Source organism: Pseudosulfitobacter pseudonitzschiae (assembly GCF_002222635.1).
GTDB lineage: Bacteria > Pseudomonadota > Alphaproteobacteria > Rhodobacterales > Rhodobacteraceae > Pseudosulfitobacter > Pseudosulfitobacter pseudonitzschiae_A.
In genome coordinates this window covers 3,144,423-3,161,388 of the sequence record NZ_CP022415.1, presented here as the reverse complement: position 1 = coordinate 3,161,388, position 16,966 = coordinate 3,144,423, and the positions used below count along the sequence as shown (strand labels likewise).

The 16,966-nt window shown below is 60.1% G+C and carries 18 protein-coding genes; 6 read left to right on the top strand and 12 right to left on the bottom strand.

The features are described from left to right. Positions 1-6 precede the first annotated feature (6 nt). Complete coding sequence (locus SULPSESMR1_RS15575; protein ID WP_089421695.1) at positions 7-375, bottom strand: hypothetical protein; 369 nt, start codon at positions 373-375, stop codon at positions 7-9. Positions 376-470: 95 nt separating this feature from the next. Between SULPSESMR1_RS15575 and SULPSESMR1_RS15570 the strand changes: the two genes are divergently transcribed. After that, entirely contained in the window at positions 471-1,199 is a 729-nt protein-coding gene (locus tag SULPSESMR1_RS15570) for a Crp/Fnr family transcriptional regulator (protein WP_089421694.1), read from the top strand. Between the two features lie 45 nt (positions 1,200-1,244). Here the strand turns inward: SULPSESMR1_RS15570 and SULPSESMR1_RS15565 are convergent, their stop codons facing one another. Beyond that, positions 1,245-2,093 carry a formate/nitrite transporter family protein gene (locus SULPSESMR1_RS15565; RefSeq protein ID WP_089422355.1) on the bottom strand — a complete coding sequence of 283 codons (849 nt, stop codon included), beginning with the start codon at positions 2,091-2,093 and terminating at the stop codon, positions 1,245-1,247. A gap of 136 nt (positions 2,094-2,229) precedes the next feature. Between SULPSESMR1_RS15565 and SULPSESMR1_RS15560 the strand changes: the two genes are divergently transcribed. From SULPSESMR1_RS15560 to SULPSESMR1_RS15545, 4 genes are all read left to right on the top strand, one after another. Then, entirely contained in the window at positions 2,230-3,456 is a 1,227-nt protein-coding gene (locus tag SULPSESMR1_RS15560; protein WP_089421693.1) for a DUF2254 domain-containing protein, read from the top strand. Positions 3,457-3,525: 69 nt separating this feature from the next. Continuing rightward, a complete protein-coding gene (locus SULPSESMR1_RS15555; protein WP_089421692.1) occupies positions 3,526-4,221 on the top strand; it encodes a fumarylacetoacetate hydrolase family protein in 696 nt (231 codons plus the stop codon). Beyond that, positions 4,218-4,862: a maleylacetoacetate isomerase gene (gene maiA, locus SULPSESMR1_RS15550; protein ID WP_089421691.1), complete on the top strand. Its 645-nt coding sequence runs from the start codon at positions 4,218-4,220 to the stop codon at positions 4,860-4,862. The genes SULPSESMR1_RS15555 and maiA overlap by 4 nt, the downstream gene beginning before the upstream one ends. Positions 4,863-4,948: 86 nt before the next feature. Then, positions 4,949-5,407, top strand: a complete 459-nt coding sequence (locus SULPSESMR1_RS15545) for a c-type cytochrome (RefSeq protein ID WP_089421690.1) — start codon at positions 4,949-4,951, stop codon at positions 5,405-5,407. Here SULPSESMR1_RS15545 and SULPSESMR1_RS15540 read toward each other — a convergent pair. The 8 genes from SULPSESMR1_RS15540 to SULPSESMR1_RS15505 are packed head-to-tail and all read right to left on the bottom strand — an operon-like array spanning position 5,404 to position 13,693. Beyond that, positions 5,404-6,780: a tetratricopeptide repeat protein gene (locus tag SULPSESMR1_RS15540; protein ID WP_089421689.1), complete on the bottom strand. Its 1,377-nt coding sequence runs from the start codon at positions 6,778-6,780 to the stop codon at positions 5,404-5,406. The two genes, SULPSESMR1_RS15545 and SULPSESMR1_RS15540, sit on opposite strands and share 4 nt — an antisense overlap. Then, positions 6,773-7,774 (bottom strand): P1 family peptidase, encoded by a 1,002-nt coding sequence (locus SULPSESMR1_RS15535; RefSeq protein WP_089422354.1) that lies wholly within the window; start codon positions 7,772-7,774, stop codon positions 6,773-6,775. Before SULPSESMR1_RS15535 ends, SULPSESMR1_RS15540 begins: the two co-directional genes overlap by 8 nt. A 4-nt stretch (positions 7,775-7,778) precedes the next feature. Then, positions 7,779-8,129 carry a cupin domain-containing protein gene (locus tag SULPSESMR1_RS15530; RefSeq protein WP_089421688.1) on the bottom strand — a complete coding sequence of 117 codons (351 nt, stop codon included), beginning with the start codon at positions 8,127-8,129 and terminating at the stop codon, positions 7,779-7,781. After that, positions 8,126-8,866 (bottom strand): SDR family oxidoreductase, encoded by a 741-nt coding sequence (locus SULPSESMR1_RS15525; protein ID WP_089421687.1) that lies wholly within the window; start codon positions 8,864-8,866, stop codon positions 8,126-8,128. The genes SULPSESMR1_RS15530 and SULPSESMR1_RS15525 overlap by 4 nt, the downstream gene beginning before the upstream one ends. Before the next feature lie 22 nt (positions 8,867-8,888). Then, positions 8,889-10,337, bottom strand: a complete 1,449-nt coding sequence (locus SULPSESMR1_RS15520) for an aldehyde dehydrogenase family protein (protein WP_198362808.1) — start codon at positions 10,335-10,337, stop codon at positions 8,889-8,891. After that, entirely contained in the window at positions 10,315-11,937 is a 1,623-nt protein-coding gene (locus tag SULPSESMR1_RS15515; protein WP_089421685.1) for an ABC transporter ATP-binding protein, read from the bottom strand. Before SULPSESMR1_RS15515 ends, SULPSESMR1_RS15520 begins: the two co-directional genes overlap by 23 nt. Then, on the bottom strand, positions 11,934-12,749 hold the full coding sequence (locus SULPSESMR1_RS15510; protein WP_089421684.1) for an ABC transporter permease: 816 nt from the start codon (positions 12,747-12,749) through the stop codon (positions 11,934-11,936). The genes SULPSESMR1_RS15515 and SULPSESMR1_RS15510 overlap by 4 nt, the downstream gene beginning before the upstream one ends. Continuing rightward, the gene (locus SULPSESMR1_RS15505; protein WP_089421683.1) at positions 12,746-13,693 is read right to left on the bottom strand and encodes an ABC transporter permease; all 948 of its coding nucleotides are present in this window, start codon (positions 13,691-13,693) and stop codon (positions 12,746-12,748) included. Before SULPSESMR1_RS15505 ends, SULPSESMR1_RS15510 begins: the two co-directional genes overlap by 4 nt. A gap of 126 nt (positions 13,694-13,819) precedes the next feature. Here SULPSESMR1_RS15505 and SULPSESMR1_RS15500 point away from each other — a divergent pair, with 126 nt between their 5' ends. Beyond that, complete coding sequence (locus tag SULPSESMR1_RS15500) at positions 13,820-14,947, top strand: acetoin utilization protein AcuC (protein WP_089421682.1); 1,128 nt, start codon at positions 13,820-13,822, stop codon at positions 14,945-14,947. Here SULPSESMR1_RS15500 and SULPSESMR1_RS15495 read toward each other — a convergent pair whose 3' ends face one another. Together SULPSESMR1_RS15495 and SULPSESMR1_RS15490 are read right to left on the bottom strand one after the other, a co-directional pair. Continuing rightward, entirely contained in the window at positions 14,948-15,355 is a 408-nt protein-coding gene (locus SULPSESMR1_RS15495; RefSeq protein WP_089421681.1) for a (R)-mandelonitrile lyase, read from the bottom strand. It abuts the gene before it with no gap. A 69-nt stretch (positions 15,356-15,424) separates the two neighbouring features. After that, a complete protein-coding gene (locus SULPSESMR1_RS15490) occupies positions 15,425-16,903 on the bottom strand; it encodes an ABC transporter substrate-binding protein (protein WP_089421680.1) in 1,479 nt (492 codons plus the stop codon). Positions 16,904-16,966 lie beyond the last annotated feature (63 nt).

The window sequence follows — 16,966 nt, the reverse complement described above, 5'->3', positions numbered from 1 at the left end:
GCAGGCTTAGGCCTGTGCATGGGGTGACAGGCCGATGTTGCCCAGCACGCGTTCGATATCTTCCGTGCTGAACGGTGCCGCAACGCGGTATGCATCATGCAGAACTTCGATGAAATCCAGATCCTCCACGCCGACACGCACTGCCGTGATGCAGCGATCTATCAGCAGGTCCATTAGCGCGGGATTGATGGTTCTTGCGGAATTGCCCAGCAAGAACACCACCTCGGGCGTGCCATTCGTTTTCAGCGCATCAACGGCTGTGGTCACGTCGTCCACTCGGTGTATTTTTGATTCAGGTACATAGTTTGAAAGAATCTGGGACAGATCTTCTGCAATCAATACTTCGCCCTGCACAATCAGGAATTTCGTCGTCATATCTGTTCTCAAGTGTCTGACAGGTGCCCTTTTGTGGAACATTATAAAAGGTGGTGCATTAAACTATGACATAGTGGAACAAAGGTAATCCCCTCATGGCAACAAAGTGCGCCAACTGCCCATTGCAGCGCAGTGACGTGTTCATTGATCTGGGTGAAGATGAAATCCGCTTCATGCAGAAGTTTAAAGTCGGCGAGCTTGAGGTGAACCCCGGCACACCGCTGTTGATGGAGGGGTCCAACAGCCCGCAGCTTTACACGGCGTTGCGAGGCATGGGGGTACGCTACAAGACACTGGCAAACGGCAACCGACAAGTGATCAACTTTGTCTTTCCGGGTGATTTTATCGGCTTGCAGGCTGGCGTAATGGGCGAAATGCAACATTCGGTCGAAGCCAAGTCGCCAATGACCCTGTGTGTCTTTGACCGCAGCGAATTCTGGAGCTTTTTCAAAACCCACCCCGAACGCGCCTTTGACCTGACATGGATGGCCGCCGCAGAAGAGCATTTTTTGGGCGAAGCATTGGCATCGGTCGGGCAACGCACCGCGTTTGAAGCAATTTCTTGGGCGCTGTGCAAGATCATGCTGCGCGGGCAGGCGCTGGGGTTGGCCATAGATCGCGTGATGCCGATACCCTTTCGCCAACAGGATCTGGCCGATGCGCTGGGTCTTTCGCTGGTTCACACCAACAAAACGCTCAGCAAGCTGCGCAATCGTCAGTTGGCGAACTGGGGCGATGAAATACTGGTGGTGAACGATCTGGGTGCTTTGGCCGATGCTGCCGGAATGACGCTGGAACCTTTGATGAAGCGCCCGATTATGTAAGCGCCCGCCGACACTGTGCAGTTACAACAGTGTCGGTGTTTCGTGCTACTGCTTTTCCAGAACGTCGTCTTTAACCTGACCCCACGCGATCATTGCAAAGACAGCAGTGCCGCCAACGATATTGCCTGCCAGCACCGGAATGAAAAACCCAAACAAGGCTTCGGAAAAGCCCAGCAGCCCTTGCACCCCAAGATAGGCCATTTCGACCGATCCCGCGACGATGTGGGTAAAGTCACCGGCCGCAATCAGCCACGTGAACGTCAGGATGGTGAAAAATCCCGAGTCGCTGGCTTGGGGCAGCATCCACACAATTGCGGCCACCAGAATACCCGCTGGAATCGCGCGGAAAAAGCTTTGGTCTGCTGGCATATGCACCGCATGTTCTGACAGGGACAGCAGCGCCGGCCTCAGATCTTCGGGAATCACAGGCGTATAGGCAAACAGCGTGGCAATACAGAATGCGCCCAGCACGTTGGCAGCCAGAACGACCACCCACAGGCGCGCTACACAACCGAATGTGTGCGTGGTTGGCAACACCATCAACGGCAACACCGTCGTTATGGTATTCTCGGTGAACAGTTGCATCCGGCACATGATGACCAGCAAAAAGCCCAGCGAATAGCCAAAGTTCTCGATCAAAAAGGACCATGACGCATCTGGTAAATAGGTGCGCAAGATCGCCTCGCCCAATACCGAAAAGCTGATCATGATCCCCGCAGCCGTCCCCGACCAGAACAGCGATCGCTTGCTGCGTGCCAATTCTTCTTCGCCGTCGCGGCGGATCACTTCATAGATAAGTTTCGAAGACAGCCTTGCCGCCCGCTCGACTGACTCGCGTTCGGTCTCTTCTTCCAGAGGTGCGGCACCGGGATCGCTTTCGTGGGTGGATACCATTTTCTTTTCGTCCCGGTTGCTCATCAGGGGATAACACCACGGCATCCCGTTCGGTTCCGTGCAAACCTCAAAGTCTTAGCCATTGTCGTTGACGCGCACTGCCCCACATTGCAGCGTGTTATTAATGGAGAGTTAAATGTTCGGTTCGCGCGCCTATGTTCTGAAAATCGCACAGGATGTGCGGTCCAGTTACTGGTTTATTCCGTCCACTCTGGTGGTTGCGGCCTTGTTGCTGTCTGAACTGACGCAGTGGATTGACCACAATCCCGACATGCTGCCAGCGACGTTGCCTGACGATTTTCTGGATACCCAAGTCGATGGCGCACGCCAGACGCTGGCGGTGATTGCGCAGTCTATCATCGGGGTTACGGGCGTCATGTTCTCGATCACGATGGTGGCGGTGTCGTTCGCATCGGGCAATTTCGGGCCGCGTCTGATTGGAAATTTCATGCGCGACAAGGGCAATCAGATCAGTCTGGGCGTGTTGATCTCGTCCTTTGTGTATGCGCTGATGATTTTGCGTTCGGTGCAAAGCTCTGGCGACAACGGGTTGGAATCCTTTGTGCCGCAATATTCGATGTTGGTGGCGATCTTGTTGATGCTGATGTCGGTGGGAACGCTGATCTATTTCCTGCATCACATTCCTGAAACCATCAACGTGTCGAATATTTCCGCTTCATTGGGCCGCAGACTGGCGCAGGGAATAGAGCGGATCATAGACACCCATGCCGACCGGACGCAGCAACCATCCGAAGACCCAGCCAAAGACGCCGTCGAAACCGAACTCAGTCTTGGGCGGGCGGGCTATGTCCAGCAGCTTGATCTAAGTGGCCTGAGCAAATTGGCCGAGGATAACGACTGGGTGATCAACGTCACCGTCAAGATCGGCAGTTTTGTCAGCTCGCACGAGACTATTCTGACGGTCCATTCCGCCAGCGCACCGACGCCTGAGCAATGTGATCAGCTGTGTTCCAACTTTGCCGTTGGCGAAGAGCAGACCGAGGCGCAGGACATCACCTTTATGATCGACCAATTGGTTGAAATGGCGGCGCGCGCGCTGTCTCCGGGGGTGAATGATCCGTTTACGGCGATCAACTGTCTGAACTGGCTGCGCAACGGCATTGGCGTTGCGTTGCAATACAAGGGCGGCCTGAATCCGGTATCGCGCTCGCGCGTGCATTATCGCAGCGTGACGCTTGAGCATTTGCTGAACATCAGTTTCCGCGCGGCCGCACCCTATTGCATGTCGGATCAGATGGCGCGGGAACATTGGATGTTCTGTGTGCGCAGTCTTCTGGATACGGCATCAGGCGATCACAAAAAGTCAGTGGCGACCCTTTTGAAGGACTTCGAAAAAGCCTGAGTGTGGGAATTTGCCAATCGCTGCGACTTGGCCCACAACGGGTTGAAAGTTGTTCGAAAGGTCTTTGACATGAGCTTTGTTTTCCCTCCCGCCCCCCAAGCTTCACTGGCCGTCGCAGGTCGTACCGAGCGCTTTCCCGTGCGCCGCGTTTTTTGTGTCGGTCGCAACTATGTCGCCCACGCCCGCGAAATGGGCAACGACCCGGATCGCGAACCGCCGTTCTTTTTCACCAAGCCTGCGGATGCCGTCGTTGATACGCCCTGCACTGTGCCCTATCCGTCGCTGACCGAAGACCTGCATTTCGAGATCGAGTTGGTTATCGCAATCGGCAAGGGCGGGGCCGACATAGCGCCTGCCGATGTGCCTGCGCATATCTGGGGGGCGTCGGTCGGCATTGATCTGACGCGCCGCGATTTGCAGAATCTGGCCAAACAGACGCGCCGCCCTTGGGACTGGAGCAAGGCCTTTGACCAATCCGCCCCGATTGCGCCCATCGTGCCAGTTGCAGATGTTGCCAGCCTTGAACGCGGGCGCATCTGGCTGGCAGTCAATGGCGAAGTACGGCAGGACGCGGATATTGCCGATCTGATCTGGCCGGTGTCGGAACATATTGCGACGCTCAGCGAGGCGATGACGCTGGCCCCCGGCGACATCATCATGACGGGCACGCCAGCGGGTGTGGGTGCGGTGCAGTCGGGGGATGTGATGACCGGCGGCGTCGACGGTATTGCCGAATTGCAGGTTACCATCGGGCCACGCGCATGACCCTTGTTCTGCACAACTACTTCCGCTCGTCCACGTCCACACGGGTGCGGGCGGCGCTGAACCTCAAGGGACTGGATTTCGACTATGTTGCGCATGCGCTACTGAAGGACGAACAACGCGGGGCAGAACATCTGGCACTGAACCCACAAGGGCTGGTGCCGACCCTAATCACGGACGACGGCCCGCTGCCGCAATCGCTGGCGATCATCGAATGGCTCGATGAAACCCACCCACAGCCCCCATTGCTGCCTGCGGATGCATGGGGGCGGGCGCGGGTGCGCAGTCTTGCACATATTATCGCGTTAGACGTACATCCCGTGAACAACCTGCGTATTCTCAAACATCTTGAAACCGAATACGGCGTTGATGCTGATGGCAAAGCGGCGTGGTTCCGCAAATGGGCCAAAGCTGGCATGGAAAGTCTTGAGGCGCGGTTGTCGTCCGAGGCGCAGACCGGCACGTTTTGCCACGGCGAGATACCCGGACTGGCTGATCTGTGTCTGTTCGCGCAGGTGCTGAACAACGGACGGTTTGGCGTGGGGCTGGACGATTATCCCACCATCGCGCGTATCCATGACGCCTGTATGGCGCTGCCTGCCTTTGAACGCGCGGCCCCGGCCAACCAGCCTGACGCCGTGTGATGCGACACCGTGGCACGCAGCGTTCGCAGGGGTGCGTGCTAACCTCAGGTCAGCCAATCCAGAAGCCAATTGATCGGAGTGATCCAATGAAATCCATGTTTCGCGTTCTTGCTGTTCTTGCCCTTACCACACCTGCCTTTGCCGATAGCCACGATGCGGGAGATGCCGATGCGGGAGCCAAGACCTTTGGCAAATGCAAAAGCTGCCACATGATCTCGAACGGCGACGAGGTGATTGAAAAAGGCGGGCGTACCGGGCCGAACCTTTACGGTGTCATCGGGCGTCAGGCCGGGACCGTTGAAGGCTTTAAATATCAAAAGGCCCTCATCGCTGCGGGCGAGGCGGGTCTGATCTGGGATCAGGCGCTGCTGACGGAATATGTTGCCGACCCGCGTGAATTCCTGCGCGAGTTTCTGGATGATTCCAAAGCCAAGTCGGGTATGGTTTTCAAGCTGAAGAAAGGTGGCGCAGACGTCGCCGCCTATCTGGCGCGCGTTGGTCCCGAAGCCGCCCCCGCAGAAGCGCCCGCCGACAGCGACAGCTAATCGAACGAATGACCGGCGGTGCGGGCCTGTGCCTGTGCCGCCAGTTCCGGCAGACCGTTGCGGGTGTAAACCTCGGCCAGCATCCGGTTCAGCGGCACGCCGTCCGGATCATATGTGCGCCGCATTTCCAGTACTTGCTGGGCGCGCGCCATATCCCCGTTCGCCATCAGCGCATCCAGATGGATCTGGTCGAACAGATCGCGCTGGGCGTGGCTGCCGCCACATTCGGCCAGACGGGGCAGGGCAATGCCCATCAACCGCGCAGCCTGTGACCAGTTCCCGTCTGCATGGGCCACGATCCCTTGGGCTGCAGGCAGGGCCACTTCGGCCCATGCGCGGTGATCGTACTGCGTGGTGTCTGCAGCGCGTGCAGTGATCGCGTCCATCATAACGCCCAGCGCGGCACGATCGTCGGTGCGACCCAGCGCATAGAGATATTGTAGCGTCAGGAACGGGCTGACCGTGTCGGCACCTCTTTGGGCCACATGCGCGACCACATCGGCCCAGCGGTCGCCCACGTCGATGCCCGCAAAGTCCAGCCGCGCCAGCAGCGACACAGCCCCGACCTGATCCTGACTATAGTCTTTGGCCAGACCCCAGACGTTTTCGTCATAGGCCCGCAGCACATCATCATGCCGTCCCTGACTGATGTAGAACAGCGCCAGATGCCACCAGTTGTGGCTGCGCATAAAGCTGTTCAGATCGCGCCATGTGTCCGCCACGCTTTCCAGAAAGGCCGTGCCACCAGCCACGTCGCCGCGTGTCAGATAGATATGCGCCAGCGCGTGATGCGCCCACGGCTCGTCGTGGCGCAGTTTCATCGCGCAGCGCGCGGCAGCTTCGGCTTGATCCAGCAGGTGACATTCCTCGTATCCGAACGCCAGCATCCCGTGGGCATAGGCGATGTCGTCGGACGCCGGAAAAGCGCGGGTGGCGATCCGCAGCATCGCGGGAAAATCGCCAATGTTGAAAGTGTGGTACTGGCCCAGTTTCAGCATCACCATATCACGGGGAAAGCGGCGAATGGTTTCTTCGCACAGGGCAATCAGTTCGGGGATTTTACCGTCGTGAAACAGTCGTGCGGCGTTCACAGTGGCCTGTTCACGCGGGGTGGCATTCGGGGCGGCTGTCTCGGCTGCCTTCAGGAACGGCGCGGCCAGTTGTGGCGCAACAGGGGCTTCCAGCAGCATATACAGAATCGCGGCATAGGCGTTGACCAGCGGACAGTCGGGTGCGGCCTCGGCTGCTTTCAGGACATTGGCGGCCTTGGTCTGGAAGCTGATAAAGCCGTGTACGAAATCGTCGATTCCTTGCAGGGTGGCGGCGTCTGCACCGGTGACAGGTAGGCCATAAAGGTCGGACATCTCAGGCATTAAAGTCACTCCAGCAGGGCAGCAGATCGTCAGGTTCGGGATGAGCCAGATAGACGCCCCGTGCAATGGCGCGCGACAGGCAAATGGCTGCGGCGTGGCCGATCATCGTCAGGTCGCGGTGTTCGTCGTGCATGGATCGTGCCCCCGTAGACAAGGCAAAGACCAGATCGCCGTCGGCCGGACTGTGCGCAGGCACACAGGCGCGCCCGATGCCGTCATGTGCGGCCCATGCCATGCGCTGGCACTGTGCTTTGGACAGGGTGGCGTCGGTGGCAACGATGGCAATTGTGGTATTGGCGCGCTCCATCACTGCATTGGCTTTGCGGCTGTCAAATGTGCGACCCAGTCCGCTGGCGGGATCGGGGCCCGCACCGCCAAATTCGTCTTCGATTTCAAAAGGCGCCGCCCAAAAGTGTTTGTCGCCCGGTGTGGTCACGGCCCCCATCGGGTTTGCGGCAACCAATGCTGCCACGGTCGTGCCATCCGGCAGCACAAGCGAAGCCGAGCCAAGCCCGCCCTTCATCATCGCAGTCATCGCACCGGTGCCCGCGCCGACGCTGCCCAGATCGAAGGTGTCGCTTGCAGCGTCGTGTGCTGCGCGGCCCAGCTTGCGATAGGGGTTTTCGCCCCAATCCTTGTCGCCACCTGACAGCAGGTCAAAGATGATTGCACCCGGAACCAGCGGAATCACCGCATCGGCCACACGGTAGCCGCGCCCCGCAATCCTCAGCCCGTCGACCACGCCCGAACAGGCATCCAGCCCATAGGCAGACCCCCCCGACAGCACCAGTGCATCGACCGCCGCAACCGATTTATCCGGTTGCAGCAGATCCGTTTCGCGCGAGCCGGGCGCGCCGCCCATCACCGCAACCGACGCTGTGAACGGTGCATCGGCCGTGACCACAGTTGCCCCCGATTTCAACGCCTGATCGGTGGCGTTGCCAACGCGCAGGCCGGGGACGTCAGTCAGCAGGTTGCGGGGACCGGGTTTTATCATGTCAAATCCGTGGTTTGGGGGCGGCGGTGGCAGGATCGCCGGTATTTGGCACGCCCTTGGGTTCGATCAACAACACCTTGCATTCCATCTCGGCGCGGGGGCGGTGGGTGACCCCACGCGGTACGATGAACAATTCGCCCGCGCTGACACGGTGTTCGGCGTCTTCCAGATCCATGACCATTTCGCCTTCGAGAACCAGAAAGAAGTCATCGGTGTCCGCGTGCATGTGAAAGGGAAATTCGCCCTGAAACTTCACCACCATCACATCGTTGTCGTTGTAGTCGGCCACCACATGCGGATCCCAATGGGTGCTGAATTGCGCCAGCTTGGTCGCCAGATTGATTGTCTTCATATGCAACGGCCCCCGTCTACTTCCATGGCGACGCCTGTGATCATGCTGGCCTCGTCCGAGCATAGAAACAGTGCGGCGTTTGCTAGATCTTCGGGTTGGGAAAAGCGGCCCAGCGGGATCGTTGACAGGAATTTGGCGCGGATTTCCGGCGTGTCCTCGCCCATGAACGATTTCAGCAACGGGGTTTCGCCTGCTACGGGGTTCAGCGCGTTCACCCGCACGCCGCTGGGGGCCAATTCCACCGCCATCGTGCGGGTCGCGGTGATCATCCACCCCTTCGAGGCGTTGTACCAGTTCAGGTTCGGGCGTGGCGACACGCCTGCGGTCGACGCGATGTTCAGAATTGCCCCCGTGCCGCGTTCTTTCATGTGGGGTACAAGGCTGCGGGCGGTCAGATAGACCGACTTCATGTTGACGTTGAACACACGGTCAAAGTCATCCTCGGTCACGTTTTCCATCGGCTGCGGCATGTGGGTGATGCCCGCGTTGTTGACCAGAATATCAACCTGTCCCAGTGCCTTTAGCGCGGTGTCGGCCATCGCCTGCACCGACGCGCCACTGCCTACGTCCACCTGACAATATTCGGTGCCCAGATCGGCAGCCACTTTCGCCGCGCCTTCGCCGTTGATGTCGGCCACCAGAACGCGGGCCCCTTCGGCGGCAAAGCGGCGCACGATGCCTTCGCCAAAGCCCGAAGCGGCACCTGTTACGATTGCTGTTTTTCCTTGTAGTCGCATGTTTCTCTCTCCCTGCGTAAGATCAGCCGTGATGGGCCGCTACTGTTTTGAGTGTGGAAAAGCCGTAGAGCGCCTCGAACCCTTTTTCGCGACCATGTCCCGATTTGCCGGTGCCGCCAAAGGGCAGTTCGACTCCGCCGCCTGCGCCGTAGTTGTTGATGAACACCTGTCCGGCGCGCAGCGCTTTGGCCAGTCGCATCTGGCGCGCGCCGTTCGCGGTCCAGACTGCGGCAACCAGACCATAGTCGGTGCTGTTGGCGATCTGCACGGCCTCTTCTTCGGTGTCGAAGGGGATCAGCACCTGAACGGGGCCAAAAATCTCGTCGCGGGCCAGCGTGTGGTCGGGCGGCACGTCTGCAAACAGCGTTGGCAGTATATAGGCCCCGTTTTCCGATGCGTTTTGCAACTGTCCGGTGGCGGCGATGGTCAGATCGGCGCCCTTGTCCAGAAACCCCTGAACAATGTCGCGCTGGCGGTTGGAAATCAGCGGCCCGACGCGCAGGTTGTCCATCGCGGGGCCAACGGTCAGCGCGCGGTATGCTTCGGCCATGCGGTCGCGCACGGCATCGTAAACGCCGCGTTGCACAAGGATACGGGACGAGGCCGAGCATGTCTGGCCCGCGTTCTGGATGCCCGCGTTGACCAGAAACGGCAGGGCCGCGTCGATGTCGGCATCGTCAAACACCAGTTGCGGAGATTTGCCGCCCAGTTCCAGCGTCACGGGCACCACGTTGGCCCCCGCAGCCTGTTGCACCAATGCGCCGGTGCCGACCGATCCGGTAAAACTGATGTGGTGGATGCCGGCGTGACCCGAAAGCGCCGCGCCCGCTTCTACGCCAAGCCCCGTGACGACGTTCAGCGCACCATCGGGCAGACCGACCTCCTGGCAGATGCGGGCAAAGGCCAGCGCGGTCAAACAGGCCTCTTCCGCCGGTTTCAAAACACAGGCGTTGCCCATCGTCAGCGCCGCGCCGACGCTACGCCCGATGATTTGCATCGGATAGTTCCACGGCACGATATGGCCCGTGACCCCATGCGGTTCGCGCAAGGTATAGACGGTGTAGCCGTCCAGATAGGGAATGGTTGCGCCATGTACCTTGTCGGCGGCACCGCCATAGAATTCCATGTAACGGGCCAGCGCCACCGCATCGGCGCGAGCCTGTCCCAGCGGTTTGCCGACGTCGCAGGCTTCGATTTCGGCCAGCGTGTCGACATAGTCCAGCACACGGCGGCCGATTTCGGTCAACAGCCGGCCGCGTTCCAGCGCGGTCATGCGGCCCCATTCGCCGTCCAGCGCGGCCTGCGCGGCGGTCACGGCGGCGTCGATGTCATCGCTGGTGCCGCGGGCGATATGGGCCAGTTCGCTGCCGTCCGACGGGTTGGTCAGCGCAATTGTCTGCCCACTGGCGCAGGGCTGCCAAGTGCCACCAATCAGGATTTCAGTGGGGTCAAACCAAAGGGAAGTGGACATAGTCAGCAGCCTTGTCTGTCAGATCGGGCAACGCAGGCGCTGCGGCGATCAAAGTTTGGGTGTAGGGGTGTTGCGGGTTGGAAAAGACTTGTTCGGTCGCTCCGTGTTCGACGATCTGGCCCGACTTCATGACCAACACGCGGTCGGTCACCGTGCGCACCACGCTCAGGTCGTGGCTGATGAACAGATAGGTCAGGTCGTATTGGCGACACAGGTCGGCCAGCAGGTCAAGGATTTGCGCGCGCACGGAAACATCCAGCGCACTAACCGCCTCGTCAAAGACGATGATTTCGGGGCGGATGATCAGGGCGCGGGCAATGGCGATGCGCTGGCGCTGTCCACCAGAGAATTGATGCGGGTACTTGTCCGCATCAGCAGCAGACAGGCCCACGGCCTCAAGTGCTTCCGCAATCAGATCGGTGCGGGCCTGCCCTTTGGGCGGATCATCCAGCAGATAGAACGGTTCGGTGATCAGCCGCGATACGCGATGGCGGGGGTTGAAGCTGCCGTAAGGGTCCTGAAACACCACCTGCATGTTCCGGCGCACAGCAAGGTTGGCCTTGCCCGCCGAAAACACCGGCGCGCCGTTCAGGGTGATGCTGCCGCTTTGCACGTCCTCAAGACCCAAAATCGCCCGTGTCAGGGTCGATTTTCCACAGCCGCTTTCGCCGACAAGGCCAAGACGCTCGCCCTTTTGAATGTCAAAGCTGACGTTTTTTACAGCGCGGAACACGCCCGGAGCGCCGAATACGGATTTGCGCGGGGTGCGGTAATCGCGGCTGACTCCATCAACTTTCAACAAGGCGGCAGCAGGTTTTAATGGCGGCAGGTCCACCTGATGGGTCGAGGCGGCGAACAGCAATTTGGTATAGGGGTGGCGCATGTTGTGCAGCAGATGGGCGGTGTCGCCCTGTTCGACGATTTCGCCGTGCTGCATCACCACGATGCGGTCAGCCATTTCCGACACAACAGCCAGATCATGGGTGATCATCAACAGACCCATGTCATCCTCGCGCGCCAGTTTCGCCAGTAGCTCGAGGATTTGCGCCTGTGTGGTGACATCCAGCGCCGTGGTCGGCTCGTCTGCGATCAGCAGCGCAGGGCGCAGGGCGATGGCCATCGCGATAACCACCCGCTGGCGCTGGCCGCCGGACAGTTCGTGCGGAAAGCGGCCCAATGGAAAGCGGTCTTGGGGCAGGCCGACGCGGGTCAGGGTCTCGGCGGCGGCTTTCATCGCCTCGGCGCGGGTGCCCGCGCCGTGGATCAGGATGGTTTCGGCCACCTGATCACCGATGGTTTTCACCGGATTAAGTGCGGTCATCGGTTCTTGGAACACCATGCCGATGGCGTTGCCGCGCAGGGCACACATCTGTGCCTCGGTATGGGTCAGCAGGTTGGTATCCTGCAGCATGATCCGTCCGGTGGCGTGCGATCCGTCGGGTGTCAGTCCCATGATGGAAAAAGCGGTCATCGATTTGCCCGAGCCGCTTTCGCCGGTGATCGCCACGATCTCGCCCTTGGCGACCTCGAACGTGACATCGCGCAGAACCGGATGGTTGTGGATGCCTATTGTCAGGTTTTGAACGCTCAGCAAACTCATATCCGTGACACCCGCAATTTGGGGTCCAGCATGTCGCGTAATCCGTCACCGAGCAGGTTCAGACCCAGTACGGTGACGATGATCGCACAGCCGGGGATCAGCGCCATATGCGGTGCGATGCTGACCAGCGTTTGTGCATCGGCCAGCATCCGGCCCCAGCTGGGCGTGGGCGGCTGCGCCCCCAGTCCGACATAAGACAGCGCCGCTTCGGCCAGAATACCCAGGCTGAACTGGATGGTGGCCTGCACGATCAGCAGGTTGGCGACGTTGCCCAAGACATGCTCGAACGCGATGCGCGCGTCGCCCTTGCCCGAAACCCGTGCCGCCATGATGAACTCGCGCGCAAGGATCGGCAGCGCACCGCCACGGGTGACGCGGGCAAAGACCGGAATGTTGAAAATCCCGATGGCGATGATCGCATTGATCGCACTGGCACCGAAAACCGCGGTGATCAGGATGGCGATGACCAGACTGGGAAAGGCAAAGACCAGATCGTTGCCGCGCATGATCAGCTCGTCGATCCAGCTGCCATTGCGTGCGGCGGCCCACAGACCCAGCGGCACGCCGATCAGCATCCCGATGCCCACCGCGACAAAGGCCACGGCAATCGAAGTGCGTGCGCCCACCATGATCATCGACAGGATATCGCGCCCGAAATGGTCGGTGCCCAGCCAGTGCGTGGCATTGGGTGTTTGCAGCTTTTGCGGGATGTCCATCGCGGTGTGCGCAAAGGGCGTCCAGACAAAGCTGAGCAATGCGGCCAGCACGACCAGAGCTGTCAGCATCCCGCCGATGATCATGTTGCGGCTCATGTGCGGCTCCTCAGTCTGGGATCGACAAGTGCATAGGCCAGATCGACGGCAAAATTCACCATGATCACGGTAAAGACCAGCAGCATCACCACACTTTCCACCACGATCAGATCCCGCGCACTGATCGACTGGAACACCAGCCGCCCCAGTCCAGGCAGGTAAAACACCTGTTCGATGATGATCGCCCCCGCCAGCAGGAACGAGAATTGCAGCCCGATGATGGTCAGCACGGGAATCATCGCATTGCGCAGCCCGTGCCGCCACAGCGCCTGCCCGCGCGTCAGCCCCTTGGCCCGGGCTGTGCGCATGAAATCTTCGCCCAGCACATCCAGCAGGGCCGACCGCATCACCCGCGACAGGATCGCCGCTTGCGGCAAGGCCAGCGAAATTGCGGGCAAGGTCAGCGACCACAGGCCCGCGCCCAGACCATTGTCCCAGCCGGCAAAGCCTCCGGCACTGAACCAGCGCAGGTTGATCGCGAACAGCAGCACCAGCATCATTGCAAACCAGAAATTCGGGATCGCAACGCCCAGTTGCGTGGCGCCCATCACGGCTGTATCGCCCGCCTTGCCCCGACGCGAGGCCGCATAGATGCCCGTGGGAAAGGCGATGACCGTGCTCAGCGTCAGCGCATAGATCGCCAGCGGCAGCGAGACCCACAAACGCTCTGCGATCATCTGCGCGACCGGTGTGCGATAGGTGTAGGATGTGCCGAAATCGCCGGTTAGCAGGCCACCGACCCATGACAGGTAACGCTGCCATTTCGGCACATCCAGCCCCAGCTCGGTCCGCAGCGCAGCAATGGTGTCGGGTTGCGAGTTGATGCCCAGCATAAAGGTCGCCGGATCACCCGGCGCCACCTCGATCACGAAGAAAATCACCAGCGACGCAACGGCCAGACTGATGCAAAGCGAAAGAAGACGTTTGAGGGTATATCTTAGCATTGCGCGCACGTTAGGGATGGATTGCGACAGGGTCTAGCGCAGACAGCGAAACAAATGCAGGGACGCTGCGGTAATTTGTGTTGGCTACGGTTCTGGTTGTCCGTTGATGTGGTGTAAGATGGTGTCATGTGCGCCCTTTCCCCTTTGCCGCGTCCGCTGTTCATCGGGCACGAGATTTACCGCGCCTCGACCTATGGGCGCTGGCATCCTTTGCGGGTGCCGCGTGTGTCGACGGTGATTGATCTGTGCCGTGCGCTGGGCTGGTTGCCGCCCGGTGTCTATGTCACCAGCCCCCGCGCCAAGCCTGCGGCACTGACCGGATGGCATACACCCGACTATATCGCCGCTTTGGTCCGCGCCGAGGCCGAACAGGTTGTCAGCGACACAGTGCGGGCGCGTCACCATCTGGGTACGCCCTCCAATCCGGTCTTTGCCGAGATGTTCCGCCGTCCGGCAACGGCAGCGGGCGGGTCGCTGCTGGCGGGCGAATTGCTGGCGGGTGGGGGTGTCGTGTTTCACCCCGCAGGCGGCACGCACCACGGGATGCCGGACCGTGCGAGCGGATTTTGTTACCTCAACGATCCGGTTCTGGCGATCCGGTCGCTGCGTGCCAATGGGGCCGCGCGCATCGCATATATCGACATCGACGCGCATCATGGTGACGGGGTGCAGCGCGCATATCAGGATGATCCTGATACATTGGTTCTGTCGGTCCACGAAGCAGGCTTGTGGCCACGCACCGGCATGTTGAACGAGACGGGCGCGGGCAATGTGTTCAATCTGCCTGTGCCGCGGCATTTGAACGACGATGAAATGGTCATGATCCGCGACGCACTGATCCTGCCCGCGATTTCCGCGTTCCGGCCCGATGCGATTGTGCTGCAATGCGGGGCGGATGCGGTGGCAGATGATCCGCAATCACATCTGTCTCTGTCGAACAATGCACATTGGCAGATTGTGGCGGGTCTGATGGGCATGGCGCCGCGCCTGCTGGTTTTGGGCGGCGGCGGCTATAATCCGTGGTCGGCCGGGCGCCTTTGGGCGGGGGTATGGGCCACGCTGAACGGCCACACGGTGCCCGCTGTGTTACCGGATGCCGCGCAACAGGTGCTGCGCGGCCTGACGTTTCAGGGCAACAAACGCGGTCGCAACCCCGATCCCGCTTGGTTCGCGACCTTGCGCGATACGCCAAGGGGTGGGGCGTTGCGCGATCAGGTGCGCAAGGATGTGGCGCAGCTGGCGGCGCGGTTGTGATTATTCTTGTGGCGCAATCGCATAGTCGGCGTCGCTGACATGCTCCAGCCAATGCGCGGCCGAGCCGTCTAGCGCCTCTTGCATTGCCATATGCACCATTTCGGTATCGGGGGCGGCCCCGTGCCAATGTTCTTCGTGCGGAGGGATCCACACGGTATCGCCTGCTGAAATAATGCGCGGTGCCTGTCCGCGCAGGGCTATGCGCCCTTCGCCTGACATCACATGAAGGGTCTGGCCCAGCGGGTGCGTATGCCATGCAGTCCGCGCAGCGGCGGAAAAGGTAACGATCAAAGCGCGCAGTCGTGCTGGTTCGGGGGCTGTCACAACCGGATCCTGCCAGACCTCGCCGGTGAAGTATTCGGCGGGTGCCTGCGTGCGGGGCCGTGAGCCGTATTTGTGAATGTCCATGGCGCATCTCCTGTGGGGAAAAGGAAAAGGGCGACGTTGCCGCCGCCCTTGATCACATTTCAGGACCGGTTATTCCGACCAGCTGACACCGGTCAGGTCGGTCGCTTGGGTCGGGGCATTGGTCCACAGACCCTGAAGCTCGGCCTTGGCGACCGACATCATGGCCAATTGGAACAGGTAACCGTTCACGTACTCCTCGGAGATCATGCGCTGTGCGTCGCCCAGCATTTGCGTGCGTATGTCGGGATCTGTGGTGCCGTTCAGTTTGGTCAACAGGGCCTGAAAATCCGGGTTGTCGTACTGGAAATAGTAATCCGGATTGGCATAGATGCCGATGTCCATCGGTTCGGTATGCGAGATGATGGTCAGGCCAAAGTTCTTGCCCTTGAACACCGTTTCCAGCCACTGCGCCCATTCGACGTTGATGATCTCGGCTTTGATACCAACCTCGGCCAGTTGTGCCGCGACAATCTCGCCGCCGCGACGGGCATAAGAAGGGGGTGGCAGGTGCAGCGTGGTTTCGAACCCGTCGGCAAAGCCAGCTTCGGCCAGCAGCGCCTTGGACTTTTCAGGGTCATATTCGCTCATGCCGGTCAGATCGACATAGGCTGGGTTGTGGGGCGCAAAATGCGTGCCGATGGGCGTGCCATACCCGAACATCGCACCGTCGATGATCGACTGACGGTTGATCGCGTGGGCCAGTGCCTCGCGCACCTTGATGTTGTCGAACGGCGGCAGCGCATTGTTGGTGGACAGGATCGTTTCGCCCTCGGTGCTGCCGACCAGCACCTGAAAACGCGGGTCCGCCTCGAATTGTGGCAGGTTCTCGGGGGCGGGAAAGCCTGCAAAGGCGTCCACATCCTCGGCCATCACGGCGGCAAAGGCGGCGGTCGGGTCCGAGATAAATTTGAACGTTGCTTTGGCCAGCGCGGGGGCGTCACCCCAATAGGCGTCGTTGCGTTCCAGTTCGATCTTGTCGCCCTGCACCCAGTTCACGAATTTGAACGCGCCGGTGCCGACGGGCATTTGTTTGATGTTTTCTATGCTTTCAGGGGCCACAATTACCGCGTCACCCCATGCCAGATTGAACAGCAGGCTGCCGTTCGGTTCGGACAGGGTGACCTTGACCGTTAGGGGGTCGATCACTTCGACATCGGAAATGCCTGTATAAAGCGCCTTTTGCGCGTTCACGCTGTCTTCGGCGCGGGCGCGATCAAGGCTGAATTTCACATCTTCGGCGTCCATCGTGGTGCCGTCGTGGAAGGTCACTCCGTCGCGCAGCTTGAATGTATATGTCAGGCCGTCGTCGGAAATTTCCCAGCTTTCGGCCAGACCAGCCACGATCGACCCGTCGCCCATGAACCGCGTCAGACCCTCGAAGACATTGGAATACAAAACCGAATCAATGGCACCGGCGGCGGCGCTGGTCGGATCAAGGTGGGGAGGTTCAAGTTGCATGGCGACGGTGATGTCGTCCTTGGCCAAAGCCGATCCGGCGATCAGCGCAGCAGAGGCAACCCCCAGCAAAAGCGAACGGATGTGAAACATTATCAAGACTCCCGGTTGGTTTTTTTGAAAGGCTAGCCACTTCCTTTGACTTTGACCAGCGCC

Excerpts from the sequence above, each read along its gene's own strand:
- maiA (WP_089421691.1), top strand. The coding sequence starts at position 4,218 with ATGACCCTTGTTCTGCACAACTACTTCCGCTCGTCCACGTCCACACGG.
- SULPSESMR1_RS15565 (WP_089422355.1), bottom strand. The coding sequence starts at position 2,093 with ATGGTATCCACCCACGAAAGCGATCCCGGTGCCGCACCTCTGGAAGAA.
- SULPSESMR1_RS15505 (WP_089421683.1), bottom strand. The coding sequence starts at position 13,693 with ATGCTAAGATATACCCTCAAACGTCTTCTTTCGCTTTGCATCAGTCTG.
- SULPSESMR1_RS15555 (WP_089421692.1), top strand. The coding sequence starts at position 3,526 with ATGAGCTTTGTTTTCCCTCCCGCCCCCCAAGCTTCACTGGCCGTCGCA.
- SULPSESMR1_RS15530 (WP_089421688.1), bottom strand. The coding sequence starts at position 8,129 with ATGAAGACAATCAATCTGGCGACCAAGCTGGCGCAATTCAGCACCCAT.
- SULPSESMR1_RS15520 (WP_198362808.1), bottom strand. The coding sequence starts at position 10,337 with ATGTCCACTTCCCTTTGGTTTGACCCCACTGAAATCCTGATTGGTGGC.
- SULPSESMR1_RS15575 (WP_089421695.1), bottom strand. The coding sequence starts at position 375 with ATGACGACGAAATTCCTGATTGTGCAGGGCGAAGTATTGATTGCAGAA.
- SULPSESMR1_RS15510 (WP_089421684.1), bottom strand. The coding sequence starts at position 12,749 with ATGAGCCGCAACATGATCATCGGCGGGATGCTGACAGCTCTGGTCGTG.
- SULPSESMR1_RS15540 (WP_089421689.1), bottom strand. The coding sequence starts at position 6,780 with ATGCCTGAGATGTCCGACCTTTATGGCCTACCTGTCACCGGTGCAGAC.
- SULPSESMR1_RS15495 (WP_089421681.1), bottom strand. The coding sequence starts at position 15,355 with ATGGACATTCACAAATACGGCTCACGGCCCCGCACGCAGGCACCCGCC.
- SULPSESMR1_RS15560 (WP_089421693.1), top strand. The coding sequence starts at position 2,230 with ATGTTCGGTTCGCGCGCCTATGTTCTGAAAATCGCACAGGATGTGCGG.
- SULPSESMR1_RS15515 (WP_089421685.1), bottom strand. The coding sequence starts at position 11,937 with ATGAGTTTGCTGAGCGTTCAAAACCTGACAATAGGCATCCACAACCAT.
- SULPSESMR1_RS15545 (WP_089421690.1), top strand. The coding sequence starts at position 4,949 with ATGAAATCCATGTTTCGCGTTCTTGCTGTTCTTGCCCTTACCACACCT.
- SULPSESMR1_RS15500 (WP_089421682.1), top strand. The coding sequence starts at position 13,820 with ATGTGCGCCCTTTCCCCTTTGCCGCGTCCGCTGTTCATCGGGCACGAG.
- SULPSESMR1_RS15490 (WP_089421680.1), bottom strand. The coding sequence starts at position 16,903 with ATGTTTCACATCCGTTCGCTTTTGCTGGGGGTTGCCTCTGCTGCGCTG.
- SULPSESMR1_RS15525 (WP_089421687.1), bottom strand. The coding sequence starts at position 8,866 with ATGCGACTACAAGGAAAAACAGCAATCGTAACAGGTGCCGCTTCGGGC.
- SULPSESMR1_RS15570 (WP_089421694.1), top strand. The coding sequence starts at position 471 with ATGGCAACAAAGTGCGCCAACTGCCCATTGCAGCGCAGTGACGTGTTC.